The sequence below is a fragment of the Agathobaculum ammoniilyticum genome, from assembly GCF_025567315.1.
In the GTDB taxonomy this organism is placed as follows: domain Bacteria; phylum Bacillota; class Clostridia; order Oscillospirales; family Butyricicoccaceae; genus Agathobaculum; species Agathobaculum ammoniilyticum.
Map to the genome: position 1 here is coordinate 135,138 of NZ_JAOQJE010000003.1, position 24,988 is coordinate 160,125.

General features: G+C 55.5%; 28 protein-coding genes, 2 tRNA genes and 1 pseudogene. 14 read left to right on the forward strand and 17 right to left on the reverse strand.

Annotated features, from left to right (window positions below; all coding sequences use genetic code 11):
* The first annotated feature begins 11 nt into the window (after positions 1–11).
* The gene (locus tag OCV66_RS04685) at positions 12–1,130 is read left to right on the forward strand and encodes an ABC transporter ATP-binding protein (protein ID WP_390126225.1); all 1,119 of its coding nucleotides are present in this window, start codon (positions 12–14) and stop codon (positions 1,128–1,130) included.
* Between the two features lie 500 nt (positions 1,131–1,630).
* Here the strand turns inward: OCV66_RS04685 and OCV66_RS04690 are convergent, their stop codons facing one another.
* The 4 genes from OCV66_RS04690 to OCV66_RS04705 all read right to left on the reverse strand — a co-directional run bounded on the left by OCV66_RS04690 (position 1,631) and on the right by OCV66_RS04705 (position 5,162).
* Complete coding sequence (locus tag OCV66_RS04690) at positions 1,631–1,828, reverse strand: hypothetical protein (protein ID WP_054326167.1); 198 nt, start codon at positions 1,826–1,828, stop codon at positions 1,631–1,633.
* A 314-nt stretch (positions 1,829–2,142) separates the two neighbouring features.
* Positions 2,143–2,233 (reverse strand) — tRNA-Ser (locus OCV66_RS04695).
* A gap of 86 nt (positions 2,234–2,319) precedes the next feature.
* Positions 2,320–3,501 (reverse strand): phosphodiester glycosidase family protein, encoded by a 1,182-nt coding sequence (locus OCV66_RS04700; RefSeq protein WP_054326166.1) that lies wholly within the window; start codon positions 3,499–3,501, stop codon positions 2,320–2,322.
* Between the two features lie 29 nt (positions 3,502–3,530).
* Positions 3,531–5,162, reverse strand: coding sequence for a DEAD/DEAH box helicase (locus tag OCV66_RS04705; protein WP_147573846.1), 1,632 nt, complete (start codon positions 5,160–5,162; stop codon positions 3,531–3,533).
* Between the two features lie 126 nt (positions 5,163–5,288).
* On the opposite strand from OCV66_RS04705, the gene OCV66_RS04710 reads away from it, so the two are divergent.
* Positions 5,289–6,140: a putative manganese transporter gene (locus OCV66_RS04710; RefSeq protein WP_054326164.1), complete on the forward strand. Its 852-nt coding sequence runs from the start codon at positions 5,289–5,291 to the stop codon at positions 6,138–6,140.
* Between the two features lie 47 nt (positions 6,141–6,187).
* Here the strand turns inward: OCV66_RS04710 and OCV66_RS04715 are convergent, their stop codons facing one another.
* From OCV66_RS04715 to OCV66_RS04725, 3 genes are all read right to left on the reverse strand, one after another.
* Positions 6,188–6,799, reverse strand: coding sequence for a CpXC domain-containing protein (locus OCV66_RS04715; RefSeq protein WP_054326163.1), 612 nt, complete (start codon positions 6,797–6,799; stop codon positions 6,188–6,190).
* Between the two features lie 141 nt (positions 6,800–6,940).
* Positions 6,941–7,315 carry a DUF2752 domain-containing protein gene (locus OCV66_RS04720; RefSeq protein WP_186949792.1) on the reverse strand — a complete coding sequence of 125 codons (375 nt, stop codon included), beginning with the start codon at positions 7,313–7,315 and terminating at the stop codon, positions 6,941–6,943.
* Positions 7,315–8,919, reverse strand: a complete 1,605-nt coding sequence (locus tag OCV66_RS04725) for an ABC-F family ATP-binding cassette domain-containing protein (RefSeq protein WP_107630688.1) — start codon at positions 8,917–8,919, stop codon at positions 7,315–7,317. Before OCV66_RS04725 ends, OCV66_RS04720 begins: the two co-directional genes overlap by 1 nt.
* 174 nt (positions 8,920–9,093) lie before the next feature.
* Here OCV66_RS04725 and OCV66_RS04730 point away from each other — a divergent pair, with 174 nt between their 5' ends.
* The 3 genes from OCV66_RS04730 to OCV66_RS04740 all read left to right on the forward strand — a co-directional run bounded on the left by OCV66_RS04730 (position 9,094) and on the right by OCV66_RS04740 (position 10,680).
* The gene (locus tag OCV66_RS04730; protein ID WP_107630689.1) at positions 9,094–9,615 is read left to right on the forward strand and encodes a nitroreductase family protein; all 522 of its coding nucleotides are present in this window, start codon (positions 9,094–9,096) and stop codon (positions 9,613–9,615) included.
* A 16-nt stretch (positions 9,616–9,631) separates the two neighbouring features.
* Positions 9,632–10,348 carry an NAD-dependent protein deacylase gene (locus OCV66_RS04735; RefSeq protein ID WP_054326330.1) on the forward strand — a complete coding sequence of 239 codons (717 nt, stop codon included), beginning with the start codon at positions 9,632–9,634 and terminating at the stop codon, positions 10,346–10,348.
* A gap of 116 nt (positions 10,349–10,464) precedes the next feature.
* A complete protein-coding gene (locus tag OCV66_RS04740) occupies positions 10,465–10,680 on the forward strand; it encodes a DUF378 domain-containing protein (protein WP_054326161.1) in 216 nt (71 codons plus the stop codon).
* A 47-nt stretch (positions 10,681–10,727) separates the two neighbouring features.
* On the opposite strand, the gene OCV66_RS04745 is transcribed toward OCV66_RS04740, so the two are convergent.
* Positions 10,728–12,020 carry an O-acetylhomoserine aminocarboxypropyltransferase/cysteine synthase family protein gene (locus OCV66_RS04745; RefSeq protein WP_054326160.1) on the reverse strand — a complete coding sequence of 431 codons (1,293 nt, stop codon included), beginning with the start codon at positions 12,018–12,020 and terminating at the stop codon, positions 10,728–10,730.
* Positions 12,021–12,269: 249 nt separating this feature from the next.
* Entirely contained in the window at positions 12,270–13,661 is a 1,392-nt protein-coding gene (locus OCV66_RS04750; RefSeq protein ID WP_054326159.1) for a glycine--tRNA ligase, read from the reverse strand.
* A gap of 154 nt (positions 13,662–13,815) precedes the next feature.
* On the opposite strand from OCV66_RS04750, the gene OCV66_RS04755 reads away from it, so the two are divergent.
* Both OCV66_RS04755 and OCV66_RS04760 read left to right on the forward strand, forming a co-directional pair.
* Positions 13,816–13,891 (forward strand) — tRNA-Ala (locus OCV66_RS04755).
* Positions 13,892–13,936: 45 nt separating this feature from the next.
* Positions 13,937–14,764, forward strand: a complete 828-nt coding sequence (locus tag OCV66_RS04760) for an MvaI/BcnI family restriction endonuclease (RefSeq protein ID WP_107630691.1) — start codon at positions 13,937–13,939, stop codon at positions 14,762–14,764.
* 207 nt (positions 14,765–14,971) lie between these two features.
* On the opposite strand, the gene OCV66_RS04765 is transcribed toward OCV66_RS04760, so the two are convergent.
* From OCV66_RS04765 to OCV66_RS04775, 3 genes are read right to left on the reverse strand one after another with little or no spacing between them, the layout of a single operon-like run.
* On the reverse strand, positions 14,972–15,859 hold the full coding sequence (locus tag OCV66_RS04765) for a site-specific DNA-methyltransferase (protein ID WP_107630692.1): 888 nt from the start codon (positions 15,857–15,859) through the stop codon (positions 14,972–14,974).
* A complete protein-coding gene (locus OCV66_RS04770) occupies positions 15,859–16,725 on the reverse strand; it encodes a DNA-methyltransferase (RefSeq protein WP_107630693.1) in 867 nt (288 codons plus the stop codon). The genes OCV66_RS04765 and OCV66_RS04770 overlap by 1 nt, the downstream gene beginning before the upstream one ends.
* A complete protein-coding gene (locus tag OCV66_RS04775) occupies positions 16,725–16,934 on the reverse strand; it encodes a helix-turn-helix domain-containing protein (RefSeq protein WP_054326157.1) in 210 nt (69 codons plus the stop codon). The genes OCV66_RS04770 and OCV66_RS04775 overlap by 1 nt, the downstream gene beginning before the upstream one ends.
* 217 nt (positions 16,935–17,151) lie before the next feature.
* On the opposite strand from OCV66_RS04775, the pseudogene OCV66_RS04780 reads away from it, so the two are divergent.
* The 4 genes and pseudogenes from OCV66_RS04780 to OCV66_RS04795 all read left to right on the forward strand — a co-directional run bounded on the left by OCV66_RS04780 (position 17,152) and on the right by OCV66_RS04795 (position 19,016).
* A pseudogene (locus OCV66_RS04780) lies at positions 17,152–17,703 on the forward strand (aldo/keto reductase).
* A complete protein-coding gene (locus OCV66_RS04785) occupies positions 17,622–17,903 on the forward strand; it encodes an aldo/keto reductase (protein ID WP_207724457.1) in 282 nt (93 codons plus the stop codon). The pseudogene OCV66_RS04780 and the gene OCV66_RS04785 overlap by 82 nt, the downstream one beginning before the upstream one ends.
* Positions 17,904–17,990: 87 nt before the next feature.
* Complete coding sequence (locus tag OCV66_RS04790) at positions 17,991–18,260, forward strand: hypothetical protein (protein ID WP_054326156.1); 270 nt, start codon at positions 17,991–17,993, stop codon at positions 18,258–18,260.
* 117 nt (positions 18,261–18,377) lie between these two features.
* On the forward strand, positions 18,378–19,016 hold the full coding sequence (locus OCV66_RS04795) for a cyclophilin-like fold protein (RefSeq protein ID WP_054326155.1): 639 nt from the start codon (positions 18,378–18,380) through the stop codon (positions 19,014–19,016).
* A gap of 87 nt (positions 19,017–19,103) precedes the next feature.
* Here OCV66_RS04795 and OCV66_RS04800 read toward each other — a convergent pair whose 3' ends face one another.
* The 5 genes from OCV66_RS04800 to OCV66_RS04820 form a co-directional block, all read right to left on the reverse strand.
* Positions 19,104–19,862 carry a carboxymuconolactone decarboxylase family protein gene (locus OCV66_RS04800; protein WP_054326154.1) on the reverse strand — a complete coding sequence of 253 codons (759 nt, stop codon included), beginning with the start codon at positions 19,860–19,862 and terminating at the stop codon, positions 19,104–19,106.
* A gap of 56 nt (positions 19,863–19,918) precedes the next feature.
* The gene (locus tag OCV66_RS04805; RefSeq protein ID WP_054326153.1) at positions 19,919–20,350 is read right to left on the reverse strand and encodes a cupin domain-containing protein; all 432 of its coding nucleotides are present in this window, start codon (positions 20,348–20,350) and stop codon (positions 19,919–19,921) included.
* Between the two features lie 18 nt (positions 20,351–20,368).
* Positions 20,369–21,226, reverse strand: coding sequence for an aldo/keto reductase (locus OCV66_RS04810; RefSeq protein WP_054326152.1), 858 nt, complete (start codon positions 21,224–21,226; stop codon positions 20,369–20,371).
* Complete coding sequence (locus tag OCV66_RS04815) at positions 21,223–21,594, reverse strand: MerR family transcriptional regulator (RefSeq protein WP_054326151.1); 372 nt, start codon at positions 21,592–21,594, stop codon at positions 21,223–21,225. The genes OCV66_RS04810 and OCV66_RS04815 overlap by 4 nt, the downstream gene beginning before the upstream one ends.
* A gap of 83 nt (positions 21,595–21,677) precedes the next feature.
* A complete protein-coding gene (locus tag OCV66_RS04820; protein WP_307718885.1) occupies positions 21,678–22,661 on the reverse strand; it encodes a LysR family transcriptional regulator in 984 nt (327 codons plus the stop codon).
* Positions 22,662–22,759: 98 nt separating this feature from the next.
* Between OCV66_RS04820 and OCV66_RS04825 the strand changes: the two genes are divergently transcribed.
* The 3 genes from OCV66_RS04825 to OCV66_RS04835 all read left to right on the forward strand — a co-directional run.
* Positions 22,760–23,299 carry a flavodoxin family protein gene (locus tag OCV66_RS04825; RefSeq protein WP_147573848.1) on the forward strand — a complete coding sequence of 180 codons (540 nt, stop codon included), beginning with the start codon at positions 22,760–22,762 and terminating at the stop codon, positions 23,297–23,299.
* 13 nt (positions 23,300–23,312) lie between these two features.
* Positions 23,313–23,795 (forward strand): flavodoxin, encoded by a 483-nt coding sequence (locus OCV66_RS04830; RefSeq protein WP_054326149.1) that lies wholly within the window; start codon positions 23,313–23,315, stop codon positions 23,793–23,795.
* A 250-nt stretch (positions 23,796–24,045) separates the two neighbouring features.
* Positions 24,046–24,988: zinc-dependent alcohol dehydrogenase family protein (locus OCV66_RS04835; RefSeq protein WP_147573862.1), on the forward strand; the 943-nt coding region annotated here is incomplete at its 3' end.

Sequence of the window (24,988 nt, forward strand, 5' to 3'; positions counted from 1 at the left end):
AGGAAGCCGCTGTGGATACCTATAAAATCCGCACGGAACACATGACAGTAGGGTATCGCGGCGTTCCTCTGATCCGCGATATTGAGATTCACGTCCGCAAAGGCGAGATCCTGTCGCTCATCGGGCCGAATGGCGCAGGTAAATCCACTATATTGAAAAGCATCATTCGGCAGCTTGCCCTGATTGGCGGGACCGTATATCTGGACGGCCGCGCGATGCGCAGCCTGTCGGAGCAGACAGTTGCACAGTCGATGTCCGTCCTGATGACTGAGCGTGTCCAGCCTGAACTGATGACCTGCGGGGATGTAGTCAGCACGGGACGGTATCCCTATACAGGGCTTATGGGCGTTTTATCCGCCGCTGACCGCCGCAAAGTGCGGGAAGCTATGGCGCTGGTGCATGCGGAGGAGCTGTATGACCGCGACTTTTCGCAGATCAGCGACGGGCAGCGGCAGCGCGTACTTCTGGCACGCGCCATCTGCCAGGAGCCTGAAGTAATCGTGCTTGACGAGCCAACCTCCTTTCTGGACATCCGCTATAAGCTCGAATTATTGTCTATGCTCAAACAACTGGTGCGCGAAAAACAACTGGCGGTCGTTATGTCCCTGCACGAGATCGATCTGGCGCAAAAGGTATCCGATCACATCCTTTGTGTCCGGCACAACGCGGTAGACCGCTACGGCACGCCGGAAGAGATTTTCTCCGGCGGCTATATTGCCGAACTGTATGGAATCACCTCCGGTTCCTATAATGAAGCCTTTGGCTTTCCGGAACTGCAGGCAGCGCGGGGGCAGCCGCAGGTGTTTGTCATCGGCGGAGGCGGCAGCGGACTCCCGATATACCGCCGCTTGCAACAGCACGGCATCCCGTTCGCCGCCGGAATCCTGCATGAAAACGACATGGATTATCCTGTCGCGTCCATGCTGGCAGCGGAGGTCATTTCCGAACATGCCTATCAGCCGATCACCAAACAGACGTTACAGTCCGCATGTGCTGTAATGGATGCCTGCCGATATGTGTTCTGCCCATGCCAAACGTTCGGCCCGCTCAATCAGGCAAACGAACATCTGCGGCAGAGGGCAGGCCGCAAATTATGCGACGAGATTCCCGACTTGCCTTGCGAAGCATAGGAGGGCAATGGGATTGGCGCCTCCGGTGTATCCGCACGGTTCACGGGAAACGGTTTATTTTTGCTCCCACGCCGGTTTTATTTTATCGTAAAAGGCAGGCCGGTGCATGGAGTCAAGCCATATCAGTTTATCATGATACCGAGCGGCGCGCTATCCTTAAGCGAAATGATTATACCAGAGCGGCTGTGGTATCACAGCCGCCCCTTTTTCTTTGTGATATAAATTCACTTATAAAAGAAGTTCAAGAGTATATGTATGTAAAAACGCATTCGCCCTCCACTCCGCGCAAGGCTCATCAGCAAGGGCAAGATCTATCCTATTGTCTAAACAGAAACCGGCTTCACAACGCCACAGTTCGGCAGTTTTATCCGGCAGAGCCCCTCCCCCATTTTGGCACTTTGGCAGATCACAACCCACACAGCCTCGGATCTGATCCGAGACTGTTCTTTGTATATTGACACCCTGTCTGTTCTCACCAACCTAAAGGCCGGTGAAAACACTCAGCGCTTTACAGGATGGTAGTCGTTCCGCCACGATACGGAAGAAACCAAACAGGGAATGGCCTGATGAGAGGAGGCAGCAACCTGACGGCTGTACAGATCGAGCGTAAACGTATGCCGGTAGATCAGGCAGTTTTTGTCCGACGGGTTATTGCTGCCGCCGAACACCAGATTCCCCAAAGAATAGGCAATCTGCACCCAAATCAAACTCGTCCGAAACGGCCCTGCTTTGGTAGGCTGCAGCCACGCCCTCCTGCGCCCAGCAACTCATCGAGAACTCTGAACCGTCCTATGCGCCCGACTGCAGCCCGGCCAGCACGGCCTTCAACACGGAGGTACAGACTGTTTTCCGCACCATGCGGCACCTCTCTCTTTCTTATAGTACCAAAGTTACTATATTTCAGGCAATATTGCAAGACATTTTGCATAGTTATCCGACGGGAGCATGTGGATCGACAAGGAAATTGGGACTAAAAAATCGCACTTTTCCATCAAGAAAAAGTGCGATTATATGGCGGAGAAGGTGGGATTCGAACCCACGTGACGTTTTACCGTCAACTCGATTTCGAGTCGAGCTCGTTATGACCACTTCGATACTTCTCCATTTTGCGCCTGTCCTACAGGCGCTTAATTATTTTACCATATGCTGCGCTGAAACACAAGGCTTTTTTCATTTTCCATCCGGATTTTTATTTTACCAAGAAGGCGTCCGGCAGATAGCGGCCCTCCGGATTCTTGGAAAGTGTGGTCGGGCTGGTGATTTCCCGTCCGTCGTACACCATAACCGAGGACGAGCCTCCGTCCAGCATGGAGGCTTGGTATGCGCCATAGCTCTCCATGATCTCGCCGCAGCGCTCGATCGAAATGCCAAACGAGTGGAACTGCCGCCCGTCCACGACCAGCATAATCACAGTGCCGTCCTCTGCCTGTCCGATCGCAGTACGCGGCTGCTCTTCATTCAGCCCCGTACCCGCGACCAGGTTTTCCCCATTAATGATAAGCGCCGGATGGAATTCGACCGCATCCCGCAGATTGGAGGTATCGCTGAACGCGCCGACCTGCAAATGGTCGTTTTCATCGAAGCCGATGATCTTCCAGCCGTCTCCGACCGCGCTCTGCAGTTTCCTGCCCTCGCTTTTCAGGAACCCATATGGCAGCCCGCCTGTACCGTTCCCCTCATAATCGGCAAAGCCGGATGCGTTGATGCCGAGTATAGCGTCATACGCGCGCGTTATGTCCGACACATAGGAGCCATATTCAAACAAGCCCTCGCAGGTGCCGACAATCACACGCTCCGGCTGCTTGCACAGCGCCAGCTTACCCGCATACTCCATACCGAGCGCGTCCTCGCCGACCATCTCCGCGATCAGGATACCGTATTCCGCGTTGATCGCTAACACCGTATCCCCCTGCTTAGTCGTTATGCCGGTATGATAATCCCTTTTGTCCGCTTCGCCGATCAGGTCAATATCAATATGGTCGTATCCGTTGGCTATGTACTCCGGATTGTCCTGAAGGAATTGCTCAAAGCTGTCCCTGTCCAGTTCGGAAAAGGTCTGGTAAAAACGCTCCTTGGGGGTGGATGCCGTCGCCGTATGATTTCCACTGTCTCCCCAGGCGCTTTCCGCGCCCTCCTGCTTCTGGTTCAGCAGATAGCGTTTCACCATGACCTCCTCGATAATATCGTGTGGGATAAACCAGGTGGCCAGCCACTGATGCGTCATCGTCCCCATTGCGGTCTCGATATACCACTCTCGCCAGCGTGTTACAAATGCATTGGGCGTATACAGCAAAAAGGGGTAGACCACGGTCAGGCATATCATAAAAAAACAGGTTAGCCCTAAGGCAAAGCGGTGTCTGGCGCCGTTCATGGTCTGTTTTCTCCCCTTTTACGCTTTTTCTATTTCCCGCTGCGGCGGCGCGGGCTGTGGCGGCGAGCCGTTGCGCTTTTCTTCTCCTGCGGCTGCGCCGCAGGAGATTTTTCCGCCTTCTGTCCGCGGGCCGACAGCGCGGCCTCCACCTTTTTGCGGATACGTTCCGCCGCCTCCGCGCTCAGCGCATAGGCGCGGGACGGGGTATGCGCGTCCACCCGCGGTTCATTTTTTTCAAACCGCGCGTATGGGTCGTTTCTCCGTCCACGGCCGCGGGATACGGATGCGGCGGCGGTGCGCCGCGCGCGCGGTGCGGCCGCTTTCGCGCGCTGCTCCAGCTGCAGCTCCGCCGCTTTTTCCCTACGCGGCGCACGCTTGGCAGGCGCGGCTTTGCGCGCCTTCTGCTTCTCGGCCTTCTCCCGCTCCGCTTCAGCCGCTACCGCCTCTGCGGGGGCATTTTCCGAAACCAGCTTGCGGCGGGTGCGGGTATTCGTCGTTTTGCGCTGGCCGCTCTCCCGCTCTGCGGAGGCCGCTGGCTTTTCCTCATGCGGGATCTCGCCCGCGACCGGTATCTTTTTCCCGATCAGCTTTTCGATATCCGCAAGATACGGCCGCTCGCTCCGGTCACAGAACGAAACCGCCGTCCCCTCCTGTCCGGCGCGGCCCGTGCGGCCAATGCGGTGGACATACGTTTCCGGAATATTGGGCAGCTCGAAATTGATCACAAGCGGCAGCTCGGTGATATCGATGCCACGCGCCGCAATATCGGTCGCGACCAGCACCGCAATCTTGCAGGCCTTGAAATCCGCCAGCGCGGTCTGGCGCTGGTTCTGCGATTTATCGCCGTGGATCGCCTTGGACTTGATGCCCGCGCGGTTCAGGTCGCGCGCCACACGGTCCGCACCGTGCTTGGTGCGCGTAAAGACCAGCGTTTGATGCACGTTGCTTTGACGGATGACTTCGGTCAAAAGTTCCCGCTTTTCCGCTTTTTCGACCAGGTACACCTTTTGCTCAATTTTCTCGACCGGCTTGGCGGACGGCGTAATCGAGATCCTTGCCGGATTCTTCAAAAGCCTGTTGGCCAGCGACGCAATCTCCTGCGGAATTGTCGCGGAGAACAGCAGCGTCTGCCGTTCCTCCGGCAGATACTTGATAATGCGCTTGACATCTGGGAAAAAGCCCATATCCAGCATGCGGTCCGCCTCATCCAGCACAAAGCATTCCACCTTGTCCAGCGAAACCAGCTTCTGCCCCATCAGGTCCCACAGCCGGCCGGGTGTTGCGATCAGGATATCCGCGCCGCGCTGCAGCGCTTCCACCTGCGGCACCTGGGAAACGCCGCCGAACACCACCGCGGCTGTGCAGCGCGTATAGCGCGCGTACTGACACACATTTTCATAAATCTGCAGCGCCAGCTCGCGGGTCGGCGTCAGGATCAGCGCCCGCACCGCGCCCGTTTCCCCCTGCGCGCATAAGCGTTGGATGATCGGCACGGAAAACGCGCACGTCTTACCCGTACCGGTCTGCGCGCAGCCCATCAGGTCGTGTCCGTCCAGAACGGGCGGAATCGCCTTCTGCTGGATCGGCGTTGGCTGCTCATAGCCCGCCTCTTCCAGCGCTTTGAGAATATTTTTTTCGATCTTTAGTTCTTGAAATTTCATAATATCGTTTCGTTTCCTTTTTTGAATTGGCTGATTCCGGCAAATCCCGCTTGCCCGAACGCACCGCCTTGTGTTATACTATTATAGTACGTTTTTATGCCCCCATTAAATCTGAGGTGAATCTTTTTGCTGCATCTTTTAGCCCATGTGGTACCCGAAGCGTTTTTCGATGTCGTCAAAACCGTACCTCTGCTGCTGCTGGTTTATGCTTTGCTTTACTATATCGAAAACCGCCTCACCAACACCCCCGCGCTGTTGTCCCGCGCGGCGCAATTCGGTCCGGTCGTCGGCGCGCTGGCCGGAACAATCCCACAATGCGGGTTTTCCGCAGCCGCGGCCGCGCTCTTTTCCGCCGGCTATCTCGCCCCCGCGACACTGGTCGCCGTCTTTCTGGCTACCTCCGACGAGGCGGTGCCCGTTATGCTGGCCGGCGGTGCAAGCGTGCCGCAGGTCGTGCTGCTGCTGGCGGTCAAATTCGGCATTGCGGTGATCGGCGGCTATATCCTGCGTTTTACCGTATTCCGTTCCCACCGCGCGGAAAGCGGCGAAGCGCTGGAGATCGAAATGACCGCCTGTGACTGCAGTGCAGGCTCGCCTATTTGGAGCGTTGTCTGGCACACGCTCAAGACCGCGTTCTTCCTGTTTGCCGTACTGCTTGCGCTGAATCTCGTGGTACACGGCATCGGCGAGGAGCGCGTCGCCGCCCTCATGCTGTCGGACAGCATTTTCCAGCCGCTGCTCTGCGCGCTGCTCGGCCTGGTACCCAGTTGTGCGATGAGCGTTTTGCTCTCCGAGCTTTTCGTCAGCGGGACGATCAGCTTCGGCGCTTTGATCGCCGGCCTGTCAACCGGCGCCGGCTTCGGCTACATCGTCCTCTTTGAAGAAAAAGAGGGCCGCCGGCGCGCGCTTCCAGTCATTGCGGCCACGCTCGCCGTTGCAGTCATCGGCGGCACGCTTGTCCAGTTCTTTTACGGATAACACAGCCGGTATTTTCAACAGCCTCTCCTATACGGAGCGGCTGTTTTTTATCCCAGCTCGTGCAGCAGCCCGAGCGCCTCGTGCGCCCAGGTCATGTCAATGCGCGCAAAATCCCCGCCGGTGGTATACAGGTAGTCCTCCACATCACCGTGTATGCGCTGGTAAACCGCCCCCGGCATAGCGGCGTATTGCTCCGCCCCGTCCGACAGCACGGCAACGAACCGGATATCCCCCGTGCGCTCGTCCAGTTCATGAAACAGCAGTTCAACCACATCCAGATCGTGGTCCAGTTGGGTAAACAGCAGCAGCTTCATGATCTCAACCGTGCGGTCGTCCAGGCCGTGCTCCAGAATATTGATCTTTTCGCGGAACGCGTTCATACTGTCCACAATACGCAGGGTATAGCCTGCCAGCGGGTCGAATTCCGCGCGGGGCGCTTCGCCCTCCTCCGGCCACAACCAGACCATAAACTGATTCGACATATCATGGTACAGGCAGGGGTACACCACCAGCACGGTTTCGCCGCAGTTTGGGCATGCGACGCGGAAGCAGGACAGATCCTGCACCTTAGCCCGCAGTTCGGGATTACGGTCAATATTGATATGGTCGAGCATCTTATGGTCGGTCTCGGCCTGACAATGCGGACAGGTAACGGTCATAGCTGCGTTTTCCTCCTCGATATATGCCCAGTTATTTTATAGTATACCACAAAATACCGGATATAGGCAAGCAATCGCGCCGGATTTATCCAGCACAGAAAAGCAGCGCACGGCCCGCGCCGCGCGCTGCTGTATCCGGTTTCAGACAGACCCCCATACCAGCGGGTCGTGCGCGGCCAGACGAACTATCCAGACCGCCGCCCAGAGTGTCATTACACCCCAGAGCAGCGCCCGCTCGCGTGTTTTGCTGCCAAGCAGCGGTTTTTTCCCGAACAGGACATATAAAACCACCGGCGGCAGCACATAGACCATCGGATGATACCGAAACGCTGCCGCAAAATCCAGGCGCAGCAGCGCGTATACCGCGCGAGACAGGCCGCAGCCTGGGCATGGCACGCCGGTAAAATGCTGCACCGGACAGCCCCACCCTAGCAGGGAAGCGCTGAGGCTCGCTGCTCCGAACAGCAGCCCGATCACAAGCACGCCGAGCAGCCCCGCCCCGAAACGCCCGCGCATCAGCCCTGATAGGTTTCGCGGAACTCGAGGAACTCGTCGTAGGTGCATTCCTTGTCCAGAACGCCCTGTTCCCGTATCTCGATGATGCGGGTCGCAATGGTCTGCACAAACTCATGGTCATGCGAGGCGAACAGCACCGTACCCTTAAAATCGCGCACGCCGTTGTTCACGGCAGTGATGGATTCCAGGTCCAGATGGTTGGTCGGCTGGTCGATGACCAGCACATTCGAACCGAACAGCATCATTCGGGCAAGCATCAGGCGCACCTTTTCGCCGCCGGACAGCACGCGCACCGGCTTATACACATCATCGCCCGAGAACAGCATCCGTCCCAAGAAGCCGCGCAGCGTGGACTCCAGCGTATCGGTCTGGGAATAGGGTGCGATCCAGTCGAGCATGTTTTCCTCATGGCCCTCGAAAAAGTCGTTGTTGTCTTTGGGGAAATAGCTCTGCGAGGTGGTCACGCCCCACTTGAAGCTGCCCTCGTCCGGCTTAATCTCGCCCATCAGGATTTGGAACAGCGTGGTCATGGCCAGCTCATTATCCGAGATAAAGGCGATCTTATCACCGCGGCGCACAATGAAAGACACATTATCCAGCACCTTTTCCCCATCAATGGTTTTGGAAATGCCGCGCACCTCTAAGATATCCTTTCCCGCCTCGCGGTCCTGCTGGAACGCGACCCACGGGTAGCGGCGCGAGGAGGCCGGCAGCTCCTCGACAGTCAGCTTGTCGATCAGCTTGCGGCGGCTGGTCGCCTGGCGCGATTTGGACTTGTTGGCCGCAAAGCGCTGGATGAAGTTCTGTAACTCCTTGATCTTTTCCTCGTTCTTGCGGTTCTGGTCTTTAATCATGCGCTGGATGAGCTGCGAGGACTCATACCAGAACTCGTAGTTGCCCACATACAGCTTGATCTTACCGTAATCGATATCCACAATATGGGTACATACGTTATTGAGGAAATGGCGGTCGTGCGACACCACCAGCACAGTGCCCTCAAAGTCCGCGAGGAAGTCCTCCAGCCAGCGCACCGCCTGGATATCCAAGTGGTTGGTCGGCTCGTCCAACAGCAGGATGTCCGGCTTGCCGAACAGCGCGCGGGCAAGCAGCACCTTGACCTTTTCCACGTCCCCGAGGTACTGCATCTCGGTATACAGGATCGCGTCCGCGTCCAGTCCCAGGCCGTTGATGAGCTGCCCCGCCTCGGTTTCCGCGTCCCAGCCGCCCATCTCAGCAAACTCGGCCTCAAGCTCGGCGGCCTTGTTGCCGTCCTCCTCGGTGAAGTCCTCCTTGGTATAAAGCGCGTCCTTTTCGCGCATCACTTCCAGCAGACGCGGGTTGCCACCCAGCACGGTATTCAGCACGCTCTCCTCATTAAAGGCAAAGTGGTCCTGCTTAAGCACGCTCATGCGGGTCTTGGCCGCGATGGACACCGTGCCGGTCGAGGGGTCGAGGTCGCCGGACAAGATGCGCAGAAACGTGGATTTGCCCGCGCCATTGGCGCCGATAACGCCATAGCAGTTGCCCTCGGTGAATTTCAGGTTTACGTCTTTGAACAGCGGCTCGCCGCTGAAGTTCAGGCTCAGGTCGGTAATCGTGATCATATCGCGTTCGTCTCCTCCATCCATTTTTTCAAATCTGTATCAGTATACCATATAAACGCGGTTTTTCACAGTTTTTTTACAACCTTTCCCGCATTTTTGTTCATCTTGTATTGAAACCGGCCGCGCGGAGCGCTATACTATATTTATTCTTATCGTTTAAGGAGGTCTTTCCCTATGTCCAACCTGATGCAAGTCATCCAAAGCCGCCGCTCCACGCGCGCGTTTCAGGCCGAGCTCCCGCCCAAGGAACAGATCATGCAGCTTGTCGAGGCCGCCGAGTGGGCGCCCTCCGGCGTAGGCAAATACCTGTGGCATTTTACAGTCGTTTACAGCGCGGAAAAATCCTACAAGCTCGCCCGCGCAGTCGCTGAGGTGGACAACCGCGGTCCGGAATACAACTTTTACGGCGCTCCGGTCAACATCATCATCTCCTATCAGCGCGGCGAGCACCACGCTTTCGTCGACGGCGCCGCCGCGATGGAGAACCTGCTGCTCATGGCCACCGAGCTGGGGCTTGGTTCTTGCTGGATCAACCAGCTGCGCGAGACCTGCGACATCCCCTCGGTGCGCGCGCTGCTGACCGAATACGGCGTGCCGGAGGACCATATCGTCATCTGCTCCGCCGCGGTCGGCTACATTGCAAAGGAGACCCCCGCCAAGCCTCGCAGGGAGGGTACGGTCACGTTTACGGAATAAAAGGAGGCGCGCCGGTATGGACGCACAGATCGCAAAGTTAAAAGAATGGGTCGATGCGAGCGACAATATCGTTTTCTTCGGCGGCGCAGGCGTATCCACGGAAAGCGGCATCCCTGACTTCCGCTCGGTGGACGGGCTGTATAACCAGCAGTACAAATACCCGCCCGAAACCATTTTGAGCCATACGTTCTTCATGGCTGAGCCGGAGGAATTTTTCCGCTTCTACCGTGCAAAAATGCTTGCGCTGGACGCGCAGCCCAACGCAGCGCACCGAAAGCTGGCAGAATGGGAGCGCATGGGCAAGTGCCGCGCGGTCGTCACGCAAAATATCGACGGGCTGCACCAGAAGGCCGGCTCCGAAGAAGTGCTTGAGCTGCACGGCTCGGTTCTGCGCAACTACTGCATGCGCTGCCGCAAGCCGTACGACGTACGTGACATCGCCGCGGGCAAGGGCGTACCCAAATGCACCTGCGGCGGCACCATCAAACCGGATGTCGTCCTCTACGAAGAAAGCCTGGACAGCGTTACAATCAACAAAAGCGTCGAATACATTGCAAATGCGGATATCCTGATTATCGGCGGCACCTCGCTGGCTGTTTATCCGGCCGCGAGCCTGATCGATTATTACCGCGGTAGCAAGCTGGTACTGGTCAACAAAACCTCTACCCCTGCCGACCGCCGCGCGGATCTGGTCATCCACGCGCCGATCGGCGAGGTTTTCTCACAGCTTTAAAAGGCGCCCCCCAAGCAGCGCAACAGCCGGCTTTGATAAAACAACTATTTTCCGTTCCGTATATTTCTCCCTTTTTCGGCCATACTATTGCAAAACCAAGAGGGGAGATTTTTCAAATGATCGATAAAATCGCGCTGACACTCGCTATCATCGGCGGCCTGAACTGGGGCGGCGTCGGCTTGTTCGGCTTTGACCTCGTCGCATTTCTGTTTGGCGGCTCCGCCAGCGTAATGAGCCGTATCGTCTATTGCCTGGTCGGTCTGGCGGCGGTCTGGTGTATCTCGCTTCTGTTCCGAAATGTCCAGGAGCCTGTAGAGCGACATGCCTCCTGAACAAAAAAGAACACCCGATCGGGTGTTCTTTTTTGCACTTCCATCTTTCATGCGAGCGCCTGCTCCAGGTCGGCCAGAATATCCTTGATATTTTCCGTACCGATCGAAAGCCTGATCGTGTTCGGCTTGATCCCTTGGTCGAGAAGCTCCCGTTCGTTGAGCTGTGAATGCGTCGTGGTCGCTGGATGGATCACAAGGCTCTTAACATCTGCCACATTGGCCAGCAGGGAGAATATCTGCAGCTTATCGATAAAGTGATGCGCCTCCTCCTGCCCGCCTTTGATCTCAAACGTGAAAATAGAGGCGCCGCCCTGCGGAAAGTATCTCTGATAAAGTGCATGATCCGGATGCTCCGGTAAAGAGGGATGATTGACGCGCTCTACCTTGGGGTGCGCTGCCAAGAACGCAACGACCTGTTTTGTATTCTCCGCATGCCGTTCCAGCCGCAGCGACAGCGTTTCCACCCCCTGCAGGAGCAGGAACGCGTTAAACGGCGATATTGCCGCGCCCGTATCGCGCAGCAGAATCGCACGGATGTAGGTGACAAACGCCGCTGAGCCAGCCGCCTTGGTGAACGATACGCCGTGATAGCTGGGATTTGGCTCGCTGATCGGTGCGTACCGGCCGGACGCCGCCCAATTGAATCTACCGCTGTCTATAATCACACCGCCGAGCGTTGTTCCATGTCCCCCAATAAACTTGGTCGCCGAGTGAACGACAATATCCGCCCCATGCTCGATCGGCTGGATCAAATAGGGCGTGCCAAAGGTATTGTCGATCACCAACGGCAGGCCGTGCCGGTGAGCGATCGCCGCGATCGTATCGATATCAGGAATGTCACTATTCGGGTTGCCCAGAGTCTCCAGATAAACCGCCTTTGTATTCGGCTGAATGGCCGCTTCCACCGCCGCAAGATCATGCGCATCCACAAAAGAGGTCGTTATTCCATACTGCGGTAGGGTATGCGCCAACAGATTATAGGTGCCGCCGTAGATCGTCTTTTGCGCCACGATGTGTTCCCCTGCCTGTGCCAGCGCTTGTATCGTATAAGAGATGGCCGCCGCTCCTGACGCGGTCGCTAACGCAGCCGCGCCGCCCTCCAGCGCAGCGAGACGCTTCTCCAGCACCTCCTGCGTCGAATTAGTCAGGCGGCCATAGATGTTCCCTGCATCCTCCAGGCAGAAGCGCGCCGCCGCATGGGCGCAGTTCTGGAAAACGTACGAAGCCGTCTGGTAAATCGGTACCGCGCGTGCGCCGCTTGCCGGATCCGGACTTTCCTGCCCGATGTGGAGCTGCTTGGTTTCAAACGCCCAATTTTCGGTATTTTTTATTGTTGTCATGGTAAGTGCTTCCTTTCCCTTTTGGTTTGTCATTACCGTTATTTCCACAGAAGCTGCGTCACATTCGCCCAAACCGAAAATTAGACCGCAGCAGCGTTTTTAGCCAAAAGCACATGGCGGCTCCTCCCTTAATTTCATATTATTCCAATAGGAATAATCAAATTATAAACTTCCCTACTTTACTTGTCAACCCCCTGTATAGAAAAAACCCGCTGCAAAATGCAGCGGGTTTTTGAAAACAGCGAATTTTCAGAATGCGATCTTCTTGGCAAGGTAGTCTGCAACATCCTCAATCCGGATGCGCTCCTGTTCCATGGTGTCGCGGTCGCGCACGGTCACGCAGCCGTCCTGCTCGGTTTCGAAATCGACCGTGATGCAGTAGGGGGTGCCGATCTCATCCTCGCGGCGGTAGCGCTTGCCGATCGAGCCAGCGTCGTCGAAATCGACAGAGAACTGCTTTGCCAGCATTTCCCACACCGGCATTGCCTTTTCCGACAGCTTTTTGGACAGCGGCAGCACGGCCGCCTTGAACGGCGCGAGCGCCGGATGCAGGCGCAGCACGGTACGCACGTCGTCCTTGCCGTTCTTATCCTGGCCGACGACCTCTTCGTCGTAGGCATCGCACAGGAAAGCGAGCGCCACGCGGTCCGCGCCGAGAGACGGCTCGATGACGTACGGGATATACTTTTCGTTCCCCTCCTGGTCGAAATACTCCATGGAAACGCCCGAAGTTTTCTGGTGCTGGGTCAGGTCGAAGTCGGTGCGGTCCGCGATGCCCCACAGCTCGCCCCAGCCGAACGGGAACAGGAATTCGATATCCGTGGTGGCATTGGAGTAGTGCGACAGCTCCTCCGGATCATGGTCGCGCAGACGCAGGTTCTCGTCCTTTATGCCAAGGGACAGCAGCCAGTTATGGCAGTAGTCCTTCCAGTATTTGAACCATTCGAGGTCAGTGCCAGGCTTGCAGAAGAACTCCAGTTCCATCTGCTCAAACTCGCGGGTGCGGAAGGTGAAGTTGCCAGGCGTGATCTCATTGCGGAAGGACTTGCCCACCTGTCCCACGCCAAAGGGGATCTTCTTGCGGGTAGTGCGCTGGATATTCTGGAAATTGACAAAAATACCCTGCGCGGTCTCCGGCCGGAGAAAGATCTCATTCTTGGCATTTTCGGTTACGCCCTGATAGGTCTTGAACATCAGGTTGAACTGGCGGATATCGGTGAAATTATGACCGCCGCAGTTCGGACAGGCAAGCTGATGCTCGTCAATATACGTTTTCATCTGCTCGTTGGTCCAGCCGGCCGGATTCTCGCCGGCCTGCTCCTCGATGAGCTGGTCTGCACGGTGACGGGTTTTGCAGTCCTTGCAGTCCATCAGCGGGTCGGAAAAGCCGCCGACATGGCCGGAAGCGACCCAAGTGGTCGGGTTCATCAGGATCGCCGCGTCCAGACCGACGTTATACGGACTCTCCTGCACAAACTTCTTGCGCCACGCGGCCTTAACGTTGTTCTTGAACTCCACGCCGAGCGGGCCGTAGTCCCAGGTGTTGGCCAGGCCGCCGTAGATCTCCGAGCCGGAGTATACGAAGCCGCGGCCCTTACACAGGGCAACGATCTTTTCCATGGTTTTTTCGCTGTTGTTCATTTTACATTCTCCTTTTGGCGCATCTGGCTGATGCACGCTTTTTTTGCCAGCCGTTTAAAAAAATGCTTGACATATTTCCATTCTACATGTATAATTATTACTTGTCAAGGGCAGTTAGTCTGCTACACCCAAGAGCGAAAAATTTTTTATATTTGGGCCTGTAGCTCAGTTGGGAGAGCGTTCGGTTCGCATCCGAGAGGTCGAGAGTTCGAATCTCTTCAGGTCCACCATAGATCCTTATTTTATCGGAAGATAAAATAAGGATTTTTTAGCTTATGCCCAATTTTCACCTAAGCATCAGCGGGCTGGCTGCAGCAGAGCCCGCAGAGCCGCAAAACAGACAAACAATTCATAGAAAGCGAGGAACTGCAATGGCTGATATCTGGACCAAAGAGGCTGTGATAGAACGACTGAAAGAAATCAATTCCAAAGGATTCATTTCCGTTCCCAAAGGTATGTTTCGCGCTGATGACGGAATTGTGGGGCAAATACTAGAACGCGAATTTGGTGTTGCCGAAAACAACCTTCATCTTGCCGATTTAGGCACATATGAGTTAAAAGGAATGCGCAAGAAAAAGGGTAAAACCAGTAAGTTAACCCTATTTCACCAAACATCAACTTCCGGAATGACTCCCAGGCAAATCTTTAACCGCTTTAGTTACGAGAAGCCGTCAAACAGAGACGACTCCTTAAAGCGTAAACTCTTTACAACCATTTACGGAAATAAATTTAATCGCCTTGGTTTTACTCTGCGCGCGCAGGGGGTATCAGAAGTGTGTCTCTATCACGAAGAGGAATACCTGGCAACCTGGGATCTAACAGGCGGGAAAGGAAAAATCAATCAGGTACTATTCGTTCTTGCAGAAACGCAAGGGCCAGCCAACTCAGAATACGAACGATTTCATTTCATTGAAGCCTACATTTTAAGTTCGCCCAAAAACATTTACGACGCTATAAGCAGCGGTGCGGTAGTAATGGAGTTGTGCATAGATCAACCAGCAAACGAGTTCGGAAAAAAAGCCCCGCATGACCGAGGACCGCATATCCGTATACCAGTAAAAAAACTTTCCACTTTGTTTGAAAGCGTTGAACGAGTCCTGTAAGCATACCAAAGCAAAGGGAGAAGGCCCCATATTTCTGCGAGTCAGACTCGAGATAAAGTATACGCACTGGGAATGTTTCATTAAACACAGCTACGGAACAAAATTTGAAATTCTGCAATCTGCAAACCCATTCCATAGGAAAAACACGTCATTCATCATTATATAAAAAGCAGACAGCCTCATCCACAAAAATGAGACTGTCTGCTTTTACTTTTGTGCTGATTCAGGCTCGGCTGGAAGCGTAAAATCAAGAATATATTCAAATGTTGTTCCCATTGTGATGTAACTGCTCGGCCAACCAAAAATACCGATCCTATTTACCAGATTTCTTCTGTCCCAGATGATTGTATTTCTAAATTCATACCCCGCCTTTACAAGTGCATTAATGATATTGATATGCAGCGGCACCCTTTTTCCATCAATCCATGCGTCTGTAATATTAATCAGAGCATGGGCCTTTTCCGAAAAGACAGACTTCATTGATGAATAAATTTCGCAAATCGCCGTTTCAAACTGTTCAGCAGAGAGCGTTCCCAAGTCTCGTTCGTCCTGGCTGTACTGCTCCACCTTGAGATATTGTTTATTTTCTCTTAAATCACCGCGTCTGCTCTTGTTTTTTCTTTCTCTATTTAAAATATTGGCATACGGCGGGGATGTGAGTGATAGCTTGACTGTCCTGGGCCTGACCACCTCAGAAAGCGTTCTTGCATCTCTGCAGACAGCAATTTGCTTGCACGGATTGCCGTTTTTTTCATTGTCAACACGACTATTTGACAAATCAACGTATTCTTGCTTCAGGTCAATTCCAATACAGTTTCTTTCAAGGTCCTGTGCTGCAACAAGTGTTGTTCCCGAACCGCAGAAGGGATCTAAAACGAGTTCCCCTTTATGGGTAAATTGTTCTATTACTCTTGTTGCAAGGCCGATCGGAAACACGGCAGGGTGTACTGTTTTATCCCGAACATCGCGAGGTTCATAATTAAAATTCCATACCCCAATCTGGTTTTTCATCCATTCTCTTGCTTCAACACAGGAGAGATACCCTTTTTTGCAGTCACAAAGTCGTTCGCTATTTATTTCAATATAATCAGCCATTACTGCTTGCCTTTTGCCTCCCTAAATCTTTGGCTCGCAAAATTGAAGTATCCTTCGTTGATTTCAAAGCCAATACATTTTCTTCCTAATCGTTCACATACCACCCATGTTGTGCCAGTTCCAAGGAACGGATCAAAAACCGTTCCGCCGGCCGGAGAACCGCATTTTACAATCTGTTCAACCAAGCTCTCTGGAAAAGTTGCAGTATGATCTCCATTCAGGGGCTGCGTGTTGATCGACCATACATCTCCTGGATTTTTCATTTTGCCGTTTTGTCCTAAAACCTTTACAGCGTCAAGATCAAAAAAGTATTTCTTCTTTAGTGTGAAATGAAAAACATGCTCATATGTGTTATTGAATCTATCGGTAACACTTGCAGGTATACGGTTCGGCTTGTGCCAAATAATGTCATCTCTCAGGAGCCAGCCGTGCTCTTGCATTTCAATGGCAAACCGTGACGGTATCAGCAAAAGCTGTTTGTTTTGATATAGTTTTCCGTTTTGCCTGATTTTGGGCTGAAGCGGCTTAGTTGTAAAAAACTTTTCTTTTCGTTCCTTCTGTACTTCCGTAACATTTCCTTCTCCATCAAGGTATTTCTTCCATGCTCCTGCTCCAGAACCAAAGAATGTGTCCCCTATATTGATAAAAACATTTGCTTCGTCTTTCAGATATGGCTTCAACTCATCAAAAAAATCCGCAAGGCGAGCAACATATGCTTCCGGTGTTTTTTCAGAACCGATTTCGCCCTCGCCATTATAAACACGCTTTGCCCAATAAGGAGGTGATGTAACAAGTAAATCGATTGAATTCTTGGGAACCGATTGAATCAAATCCAATGTATCTCCACACTTAATAAAGTGCTCCATCACTTATTATCCTCCACTATTTGCATGATTTCTTCAATATGGCAGTTTAAGGATAAGCAAATCTTTTCAAGCGAATCAATAGATACCGGCTCATTTTTGCCCAGCTTGGCAAGAACGTTACTGCTGATTCCACACAACTGCTTCAAATCGGTCCGCTTGAGTTTTTTATCTATCAGTAATTTCCAGAGATTATCATAACTAACAGCCATTTGTGATACCTCCCCTTAGCAATGTCATGTATTATACACTAAATGTCATGATATATCAACATCAGAATGTCAACCAAGCAATCGCATACCAATCTCTCTTTTACAGAAATTTTGCTTTATATGCGGCGTCATCATGTTGGACGTAAGCGGCGCCGCTTTTGCACCGCATGCCTCTTGCATCCGCATGCAAACCGTCAAACTGTACAACGGCGTGACCATGCTACTGGAAGGTTTCGGGGGCTTGCAGGTCACCGACAGGGAGGGATGCCTCCGGACCGTACAGCCCGCGCTCGGCGCGGGCTACCGGCGCATTGACACCGCCAGCTCATACCAAAACGAACAGGCGGTGGGCGCGGCGATCCGCGGTAGGAGCTGTTCGTCACCCCCAAGGCGTACATTCACCAGATAGGCTTTTGAAAAGACCAAAGCGGCGTTTGCCGAGTCTCTACAGAAGCTGGGGCTGGACTATCTGGACCTGTACCTCATCCACATTCCCTTCGGCGATTACTACGGCGCGCGGCGCGCTATGGAGGAGCTATACCATACCGGAAAGGTGCGGGCCAGCGGCGTGTGCAACTTTGACGCCGCCCTGCTGATGGACCTGTGCTGGAATGCGGATACTCGGCCCATGGTCAACCAGATCGAGCGCCATCCCTACTTCCAGCGGAAGGAGGAGCTGCGCGCATCATGGCCGAGCCGGGCGTGCAGCCCGAGGCCTGGGCGCCCTTTGCCGAGGACATGCACGGCATGTTCACCGATCCTGTATTGACGGCAGTCGCCTGCAAGCACGGTAAAAGCGTGGCACAGGTCATCCTACGCTGGGATATCCAGCGGGGCGTGGCTGTCATCCCCAAAAGCATCCACCGAGAGCGGCGGGCGGAAAACCTGGATGTGTGGGACTTTATGCTGGACCCCGCCGCCCCAGCGAAGTGCGTCGGGTATATGACTACCTGCGCAATCCGGTGCTGACCAGCCTGTAACCGCTGCGCCAGCCTTGCACGCGCGGCGCACATAAATGCGGAAACAGCACACCCTTGTCAACAGGAGAATATGCTCATGGAACGTATTTTCAACTTTTTTCTGTCGCTTGTTCTGGCCGCTTCCTGCGCGGCCTTCGGCAGCCCCGCCAATTCAGGCGGAGCGCCACTTCCGGAAAACGGCGCGGGTTCTTCGGCGGTATCCGGCAGCGATCAGAATTCCGGCGTGCAGAGTACGCCGGAGGGAAACACCGGTGCCAAAACGGGCGGCTGGATTCTGGTCGCCTATTTCTCCGCCACCGGAATTGCGGAAACTATTGCCCAGTCCCTTAAACGCAGACCTTTTTGAAATCCTGCCAGAACATCCCTATACGGCCGCTGACCTGGATTATAACAGCGACTGCCGCACCAACACCGAATAGCAGGACGAAACCGCCCGTCCCGCGATTTTGCCGGCGGCTGCGTCGTGGAAAACTGGGCGTCTTACGATGTAGTGTTGCTGGGGTGTCCTATCTGGTGGGGCATCCCGCCCAAGATCACGCGCACCTTCGCGGAAAGCTACGACTGGAGCGTCAAAACCGTGGCAGGCTTCTGCACCTCCGGCGGCAGTGCCATACAGCAACACGGGTCTGCCGGAGCTGACGGAGGGTGCGGTCTGGCTGGAGGGCAGGCGTTTTTCCGGCACAGTCTCCCCCGACGACATCGCCGGCTGGCCGGCGGACCTGCCGCGGACGCGCAAGCCGCTGACCAGCTTCAGGTATCATTTAACGGACACACCTATATCGCGACCTTGGCGGATAATGCCTACGCTGCTGCTTTCACGGCTTTTCTGGCCGAAAACGGCAGCTCTCTCACCATACAGGCTCATGACTACGGCGGGTTTGAAAAGGTGGGCGGGCCGCCCGCCATCCTGTCCCAAAGCGACGAGCCTATCGACGCTGCGGCCGGGAACCTTATTCTGTATCAGAGTAATAACATCGTGCTTTACTACTCTACCAACTCCTGGAGCTTTACCCGTTTGGGCCGGCTGGAAGGGTCCCTCTCCGCCCTGGAATCGGACATGGGCAAGGGCAATGTGAAGATTACCTATTCTTTAGACGGATAGGGGTTGCGCCTTCCCGCCCTCAAAGCAAGCGAACAGCCCTGCCTGTGCATATGTCCACGGGCAGGGCTGTCCTTATCTTATGATTCCTTATTTCTCCTCCGGCAAAACCTCATTGACGCAGGCCAGCGCATTGAGCGTGCGCGGGAAGCCGATATACGGCAGGCACACCGTCAATGTGCCCAGCAGGATTTCCTTGCCGTTTCCCACGGCGTTGTTTCCGCCCACATGCGCTTTGACCTGCGGCTCACACCCGCCCTGGGCGCAGAGGATGGCGAAGGTCAAAAGCTCCCGTTCCTGCAGACCCAGCCCCTCACGGGTATAAAAGTCGCCAAAGCAGTAGGCGGAAAGATAATCCTGTATATTTTTCTGGTTGTCCGGCGCGGCAGCGCGCATCGCGTCGATGGAGCCGCCGAAAATGGCTTTTTGCGCGGCGATGCCGGCCGCCAGCCGCCCTTCCTCCTCCACCGTGTAGCCACTGGGCAGCGGCAGTGGAATACCGCTGTCAGCCAGCGTTTCGCTGGCCGCCTCTACCGCCGCTTCGGTTTTTCCCAGTCCGATGTATGGCGCGCACTGGTAGACCGCCTCCCGTATCTGCTGCGGGGGTACGCCGCACCGGAGCGCCGCTCTGACATGGCGCCTGACCTCATGCATCGTCTGGTTTGTGACCGCCACCACCAGAATGAGCAGCTCGCGCAGTCCGGCATCCAGCCGTTCTTCGGCATAGATTTCGCCGTAGATCAGTCGCTCCTTGATCGCGGCAAATTCCGGATCGCTCTGCCGCAGCGCGCCAGCCGTATCCCCATACAATTTGGCTATCGCTTGTTCCGCTTTTTCCATTCGAGACATCGTCGATCGCTCTCCTTTTCGCTTCATCCAGTCCGGCGCCGCAGGCCGCAAACATTTTACAGGCCGGCGTATTCTTCGTCCGTCACCGGCTCGCACCATTCGTTGCTGCATCCCTCGCCGGGTACTTCGATCGCAATATGGCTGAACCACGCATCCCTTTTCGCCCCATGCCAGTGCTTGATCTCCGGCGGGATGACAATTACGGTCCCGGGCGTCAGGCTGACCGCCCCCTTGCCCGCTTCCTGATACCAGCCCTCGCCCGCCGTGCAGAGCAGGATCTGACCGCCGCCCTTTTGTGCGTGGTGGATGTGCCAGTTATTCCGGCAGCCCGGTTCAAAGGTGACGTTGCCCAGGAATATCCCGTCTTCCGGCCGTGTCAGCGGGTTGAGAAAGGACTGCCCGATAAAATACTGGGCATAGGCGGTATTCTCCGCGCCCAAGCCAAATATATTCTGCTTTGCAAATGCATTTTGATCCAAGCTTTTCATATGGTATCCCTCCTGTTTTTACTTGCCGCTGAACACGGGGAAGCAACTGAACTCCCCATAGCTCTCGATGGGTGGGAGCCGCATCAGCTTTTCCATATCCGCTGGGTCGATCAGAAAATCCACCGCCGCGTTCTCTTTCATATGGGCAGGATCCGCTGTCTTAGGCAGGGCGACCGTACCCAGCTCAAGCACATAGCGGATGCACAGCGCCGCCGGGGATACGCCGTACTTTGCCGCCATAGCGGTGATCTGTTCATTCTTGAGCGCCTCACCGTGGGCGATCGGCGAATAGGCCTCCACCAATATCCCCTGGTTTTTGCAGTAGTCCAGCAGCGCCCGATCGGTGTTGCTGATGTGGAGCAAAACCTGGTTGACCATGGGCTTTATCCGGCAGGACGACAGGATATTTTCCAGATCGTCCGGCAGGAAATTGGATACGCCGATCGCCTTTACCTTGCCGGCCGCATACGCATCCTCCAGCGCGCGCCAGGCCGCCCGATTGCCCTCCGCATAGTCCCCGCCGCGGAAATCCGCCCAAGGCTGCGGGCTGTGAATGATCATCATATCGATATAGTCCAGCCCCATTTTGGCGAGCGACCCGTCGATCGAATGCGCCGCGCTGTCGTAATCCTTCGCCTCGGCCGCCACCTTGCTGGTGACGAACACCTGTTCCCGCGGCAGGCCGCAGGCGCGCACGCCCTCGCCTACGCCCGCCTCGTTGCCGTAAGCCTGCGCGGTATCGATATGGCGGTAACCCAAGGCGGTCGCCGCTTTTACCGCTTCCGCCGCCTGCTCGTCGGGGATGAACCAGGTCCCCAGCCCCAGCTTGGGTATTGCCACGCCGTTGGCCAGTGCATAGGTTTCTTTCAAAATCATCGTTCCGCCTCCTCTGTCGATTGTTGCTCCTGTAAAAGCCGGTGCCGCAGGCCGTCCATGCGCGCCACCTGCCTTTCCCGAAAATGGATCTCGTCCAGCGCGGCCTTTCGCTTCTGCTCCAGCATCCGTAGCCGCTTCTTTCCCGTTCCTCTTTGCTCCAGCAGCAGGCGCATGTACGTCTCCACCTCCTCTGAGGTAAAGCCGATGTCGTGCAGGGTCAGGATCAGGCTCAGCCGTTCCAGATCCTGATCGTCATACTGCCACTCGCCCATCACCTGCTTGACCGCCCCGCACAGCCCCCACCGCTCATATTCCCGCAGGATTTCCAGGGGGATCTGATATCGTTCGCTCGCCTCCAGGATTGTCATTTCCCATCCCTCAAAATAAAAAAATGTAGACGCCCTGAACGGACATCTACATTGTAAGGCCAAAGCCGATCCCTGTCTAATACTTATAATGGATGGTCAGATATGCGTTTTATGTATTTTTGAGCAAACCCAAGGAATGCCGCCGTAGCCGCTGAAAAGGATTCTGTTTTTTTCCACGCCAGAACCGTGCTGGATTCCAGCGGCGGCGATAGCGGAAGCATCCGTAGCCCTTCGTAAGCGCAGTCCAGCTCGATCGCAAGATAAAGCCCAAGCCCTTTGCGGGCCAGCTGCGCCTGATTATACGGCAGGTTCCCACTCGCCACAACCTGTATCTGTTCTGCATACGGCCCGAACCAGCGGAGCATCTCTTGCTGCATCAATTCCCGCGTGGGCAGGATCAGCCGCTGGCCGACCAGATCCTTCGGTGTTACACATTTCCTGTCTGCAAACGCCGAATCCTCCGGCACCAACAGCCCCCAGCTCTCCCGCACCGGCAGCCGCAGGATCTCATATTTGCTGATCTCCACCGGCTCCAGCAGCAGCCCGATATCCAGAAGCCCCTGTTCGATACGCTCCTTGATACCGTCCGAATTCCCGCTGTAGATCACATACCGCACCAGGGGATACGCCTGATGGAATTCCGCCAGCATATCAGCCAGCAGGCTGATGCTTTTCAGGTCGCCGCTCCCTATGGAGATCTCGCCAGAAACCTCTTCCGCCGGATGCAGCTCCCGCGCGGCCCTCTCTGCCAGTCCGACGATCTCCTGCGCCCGGCGGCGAAGCAGCACGCCGGCATCGGTGAGGATAATCCTGTGCTGGCTGCGGCGGAACAGCTTGACACCCAACTCCTCTTCCAGCTGCATCAACTGACGGGACAGGGTCGGCTGGGTCATATGGAGCAGCGCCGCCGCCCTGGTGATATTTTCTTCCCTGGCCACGGCCAGAAAGTACCGCAACGCCCGAAGTTCCACGCTTCCACCCCCTGCCTGTCCAGTATAGCACAGGCGCGGGGCGGCCGCAAGCGCGATCATGCACCAAATGTATTTCTGGCGATAGAAAACAAGCATTCGCTATTTCTGCAGAGGTGCGGTATAATAAAATTGTCGTAAAGGCGCCAAGGCCGTCCTTACGATAATTATCCTATTGATCCGAGGAGGTGTGAAACATGAAGATTTTAGTGATGGAGAGCAGCCCTCACAAGCACGGTTCCTCCAATTTGTTGGCTGCGGAATTCATACGCGGTGCCACAGAGGCCGGACACCAGACACAGGTCTTTGACGTGGCGCGCTCGGACCTTCGCCCCTGCCTGGGGTGCGACGCCTGCGGCATGTCCGGCTCCTGTGTGCAGAAGGATGGCATGGAGGAGCTGCGGCGCCGAATCCTTGCTTCCGATATGGTGGTATTTGTCACGCCGCTCTATTATTTCGGCATGTCCGCCCAGCTCAAAACAGCGATCAACCGCTTTTACAGCTTCAACGACGAGCTGTCGGCAAAGCATCTGAAAACGGCGCTGATCGCAGCGGCTTGGGACAGCAACGACTGGACGATGCATGACCTTGCCGGCCATTACCAGACCTTGTGCAGGTATTTACATTTCAACGACCAAGGCATGCTCCTGGGTACTGGCTGCGGCACCGTATCCATGACCCAAAGCAGCCGTTTCCCCAAGCTGGCCTATGCGCTTGGAAAATCACTGACTGAATGAGGAGGACTTGACCATGAAAAAAGCATTGGTATCTTATTTTTCCGCCAGCGGCGTGACCGCGAAAGCTGCGAAGTCGCTGGCCGTAGCGATTGGCGCGGACCTTTACGAGATCAAACCCGCCGTGCCTTATACGCGCGCCGATCTGGACTGGACCAATAAGCGCTCCCGCAGCTCTGTCGAAATGCAGGACAGCGCCTCCCGTCCGGCGCTTGCCGACACGGACGCACCCATCGAAGCGTATGACGTTATTTTTGTCGGCTTCCCTATCTGGTGGTATATCGCGCCCACCATTATCAACAGCTTTTTGGAAAGCTACGATTTTTCGGGCAAGACCATCATCCTGTTTGCCACCTCGGGCGGCAGCGGCCTTGGCCGGACTGCGGACAGCCTGCGAAGCAGCGTGGCCGCTGATACCAAAATCGTCAACGGGCGCCTGCTCAACGGCCGTCTGTCCGAGTCCGAGCTAAAATCCTGGGTGGAGGGATTGGCCCTGTAACCACAAGTCTCCCTCCAATCGGTACCGCGCGGGTCGGCCGAACCGGCTGATCCGCGCGGTATTTTTTTGACTGCCGCCCGCTTTTCGTGTCCGCCGGCAGACGGGGCTGCCCTCGTCCCGCGCATTGAACCATGCGTTTCCCAGCAGGAAAACAGAAAACCCGCGCGGTGCATATTGTATTGCGCCACGCAGGCTGGTATCATAGGGATAGAACCATCCAAACAATCGGATTGCAGAGGAGGAAGCTGTTATGAAAAGCGCAGTTTTTTACGGCAGGCATGATATCCGGATAGAGAACCGTCCCATCCCCGCCGTCGGCGCGCACGATGTGCTGATCCAAGTCAAGGCATGCGGCGTCTGCGGTACGGATGTGCATATTTTCGAAGGGGACAAGGGCGCGGCCGAAACCCATCCCCCCACGGTTCTGGGACACGAATTCTCCGGCGTTATCGCGGATACCGGCAGCGCGGTCACGCGCTACCGCAAAGGGGACCGCGTGTGCGTCGATCCCAATTACTATTGCGGGGCATGCGAATTCTGCCGCGACGGTATGGCGCATTACTGCACGCACATGACCGGCTACGGCACCACTGTGGACGGCGCTTTCGCGGAATACTGCGCAGTCAACGAAAAGCAGGTTTACCCGCTCGGAGACGGTACTTCGTTCCAACAGGGCGCAATGACCGAACCGGTCGCCTGCTGTCTGCACGGCATGGATATGTGCGAGATCCGACCCGGCAGCCATGTCGCCGTGATCGGCGGCGGAATGATCGGCCTGATTATGGTGCAGCTGGCAAGGCTTGCGGGCGCGTCGCGTATCGCGCTGCTGGAGCCGGTCGAAGGTAAACGCGCGGTCGGTAAAGCGCTTGGCACGGATGTCTGCATCGATCCGCTGCACGAGGACGTGCCGACAGCACTCGCCGCGCACGGCATGCTCTGTCTGAACACGGTTATCGAATGCGTCGGCCGGCCGGCCACCATCGAGCAGGCCATTGAACTGGCCGGCCCCAAGGCAGTCGTAATGATGTTCGGCCTGACCAGGCCGGATGAAGCGATCGCGGTTAAGCCTTTTACCGTTTTTCAAAAGGAAATCGTCCTCAAAGCGTCCTATATCAATCCCTATACGCAGCGCCGCGCGCTTGATCTGATCGATTCCGGCCGTTTGGATGTGACCAGTATGGTGCATACCGTCT

What these genes read in the sequence shown, in the direction of transcription:
- OCV66_RS04705 (WP_147573846.1), bottom strand. Translation starts at nt 5,162, where the DNA reads ATGAAATTTCAAGAACTAAAGATCGAAAAAAATATTCTCAAAGCGCTG.
- OCV66_RS04810 (WP_054326152.1), bottom strand. Translation starts at nt 21,226, where the DNA reads ATGATTTTGAAAGAAACCTATGCACTGGCCAACGGCGTGGCAATACCC.
- OCV66_RS04770 (WP_107630693.1), bottom strand. Translation starts at nt 16,725, where the DNA reads ATGGAGCACTTTATTAAGTGTGGAGATACATTGGATTTGATTCAATCG.
- OCV66_RS04740 (WP_054326161.1), top strand. Translation starts at nt 10,465, where the DNA reads ATGATCGATAAAATCGCGCTGACACTCGCTATCATCGGCGGCCTGAAC.
- OCV66_RS04805 (WP_054326153.1), bottom strand. Translation starts at nt 20,350, where the DNA reads ATGAAAAGCTTGGATCAAAATGCATTTGCAAAGCAGAATATATTTGGC.
- OCV66_RS04790 (WP_054326156.1), top strand. Translation starts at nt 17,991, where the DNA reads ATGGAACGTATTTTCAACTTTTTTCTGTCGCTTGTTCTGGCCGCTTCC.
- OCV66_RS04820 (WP_307718885.1), bottom strand. Translation starts at nt 22,661, where the DNA reads ATGCTTGTTTTCTATCGCCAGAAATACATTTGGTGCATGATCGCGCTT.
- OCV66_RS04700 (WP_054326166.1), bottom strand. Translation starts at nt 3,501, where the DNA reads ATGAACGGCGCCAGACACCGCTTTGCCTTAGGGCTAACCTGTTTTTTT.
- OCV66_RS04830 (WP_054326149.1), top strand. Translation starts at nt 23,313, where the DNA reads ATGAAAAAAGCATTGGTATCTTATTTTTCCGCCAGCGGCGTGACCGCG.
- OCV66_RS04745 (WP_054326160.1), bottom strand. Translation starts at nt 12,020, where the DNA reads ATGACAACAATAAAAAATACCGAAAATTGGGCGTTTGAAACCAAGCAG.
- OCV66_RS04800 (WP_054326154.1), bottom strand. Translation starts at nt 19,862, where the DNA reads ATGTCTCGAATGGAAAAAGCGGAACAAGCGATAGCCAAATTGTATGGG.
- OCV66_RS04750 (WP_054326159.1), bottom strand. Translation starts at nt 13,661, where the DNA reads ATGAACAACAGCGAAAAAACCATGGAAAAGATCGTTGCCCTGTGTAAG.
- OCV66_RS04735 (WP_054326330.1), top strand. Translation starts at nt 9,632, where the DNA reads ATGGACGCACAGATCGCAAAGTTAAAAGAATGGGTCGATGCGAGCGAC.
- OCV66_RS04725 (WP_107630688.1), bottom strand. Translation starts at nt 8,919, where the DNA reads ATGATCACGATTACCGACCTGAGCCTGAACTTCAGCGGCGAGCCGCTG.
- OCV66_RS04775 (WP_054326157.1), bottom strand. Translation starts at nt 16,934, where the DNA reads ATGGCTGTTAGTTATGATAATCTCTGGAAATTACTGATAGATAAAAAA.
- OCV66_RS04730 (WP_107630689.1), top strand. Translation starts at nt 9,094, where the DNA reads ATGTCCAACCTGATGCAAGTCATCCAAAGCCGCCGCTCCACGCGCGCG.
- OCV66_RS04815 (WP_054326151.1), bottom strand. Translation starts at nt 21,594, where the DNA reads ATGACAATCCTGGAGGCGAGCGAACGATATCAGATCCCCCTGGAAATC.
- OCV66_RS04825 (WP_147573848.1), top strand. Translation starts at nt 22,760, where the DNA reads ATGAAGATTTTAGTGATGGAGAGCAGCCCTCACAAGCACGGTTCCTCC.
- OCV66_RS04785 (WP_207724457.1), top strand. Translation starts at nt 17,622, where the DNA reads ATGGCCGAGCCGGGCGTGCAGCCCGAGGCCTGGGCGCCCTTTGCCGAG.
- OCV66_RS04765 (WP_107630692.1), bottom strand. Translation starts at nt 15,859, where the DNA reads ATGGCTGATTATATTGAAATAAATAGCGAACGACTTTGTGACTGCAAA.
- OCV66_RS04715 (WP_054326163.1), bottom strand. Translation starts at nt 6,799, where the DNA reads ATGACCGTTACCTGTCCGCATTGTCAGGCCGAGACCGACCATAAGATG.
- OCV66_RS04720 (WP_186949792.1), bottom strand. Translation starts at nt 7,315, where the DNA reads ATGCGCGGGCGTTTCGGGGCGGGGCTGCTCGGCGTGCTTGTGATCGGG.
- OCV66_RS04760 (WP_107630691.1), top strand. Translation starts at nt 13,937, where the DNA reads ATGCCCAATTTTCACCTAAGCATCAGCGGGCTGGCTGCAGCAGAGCCC.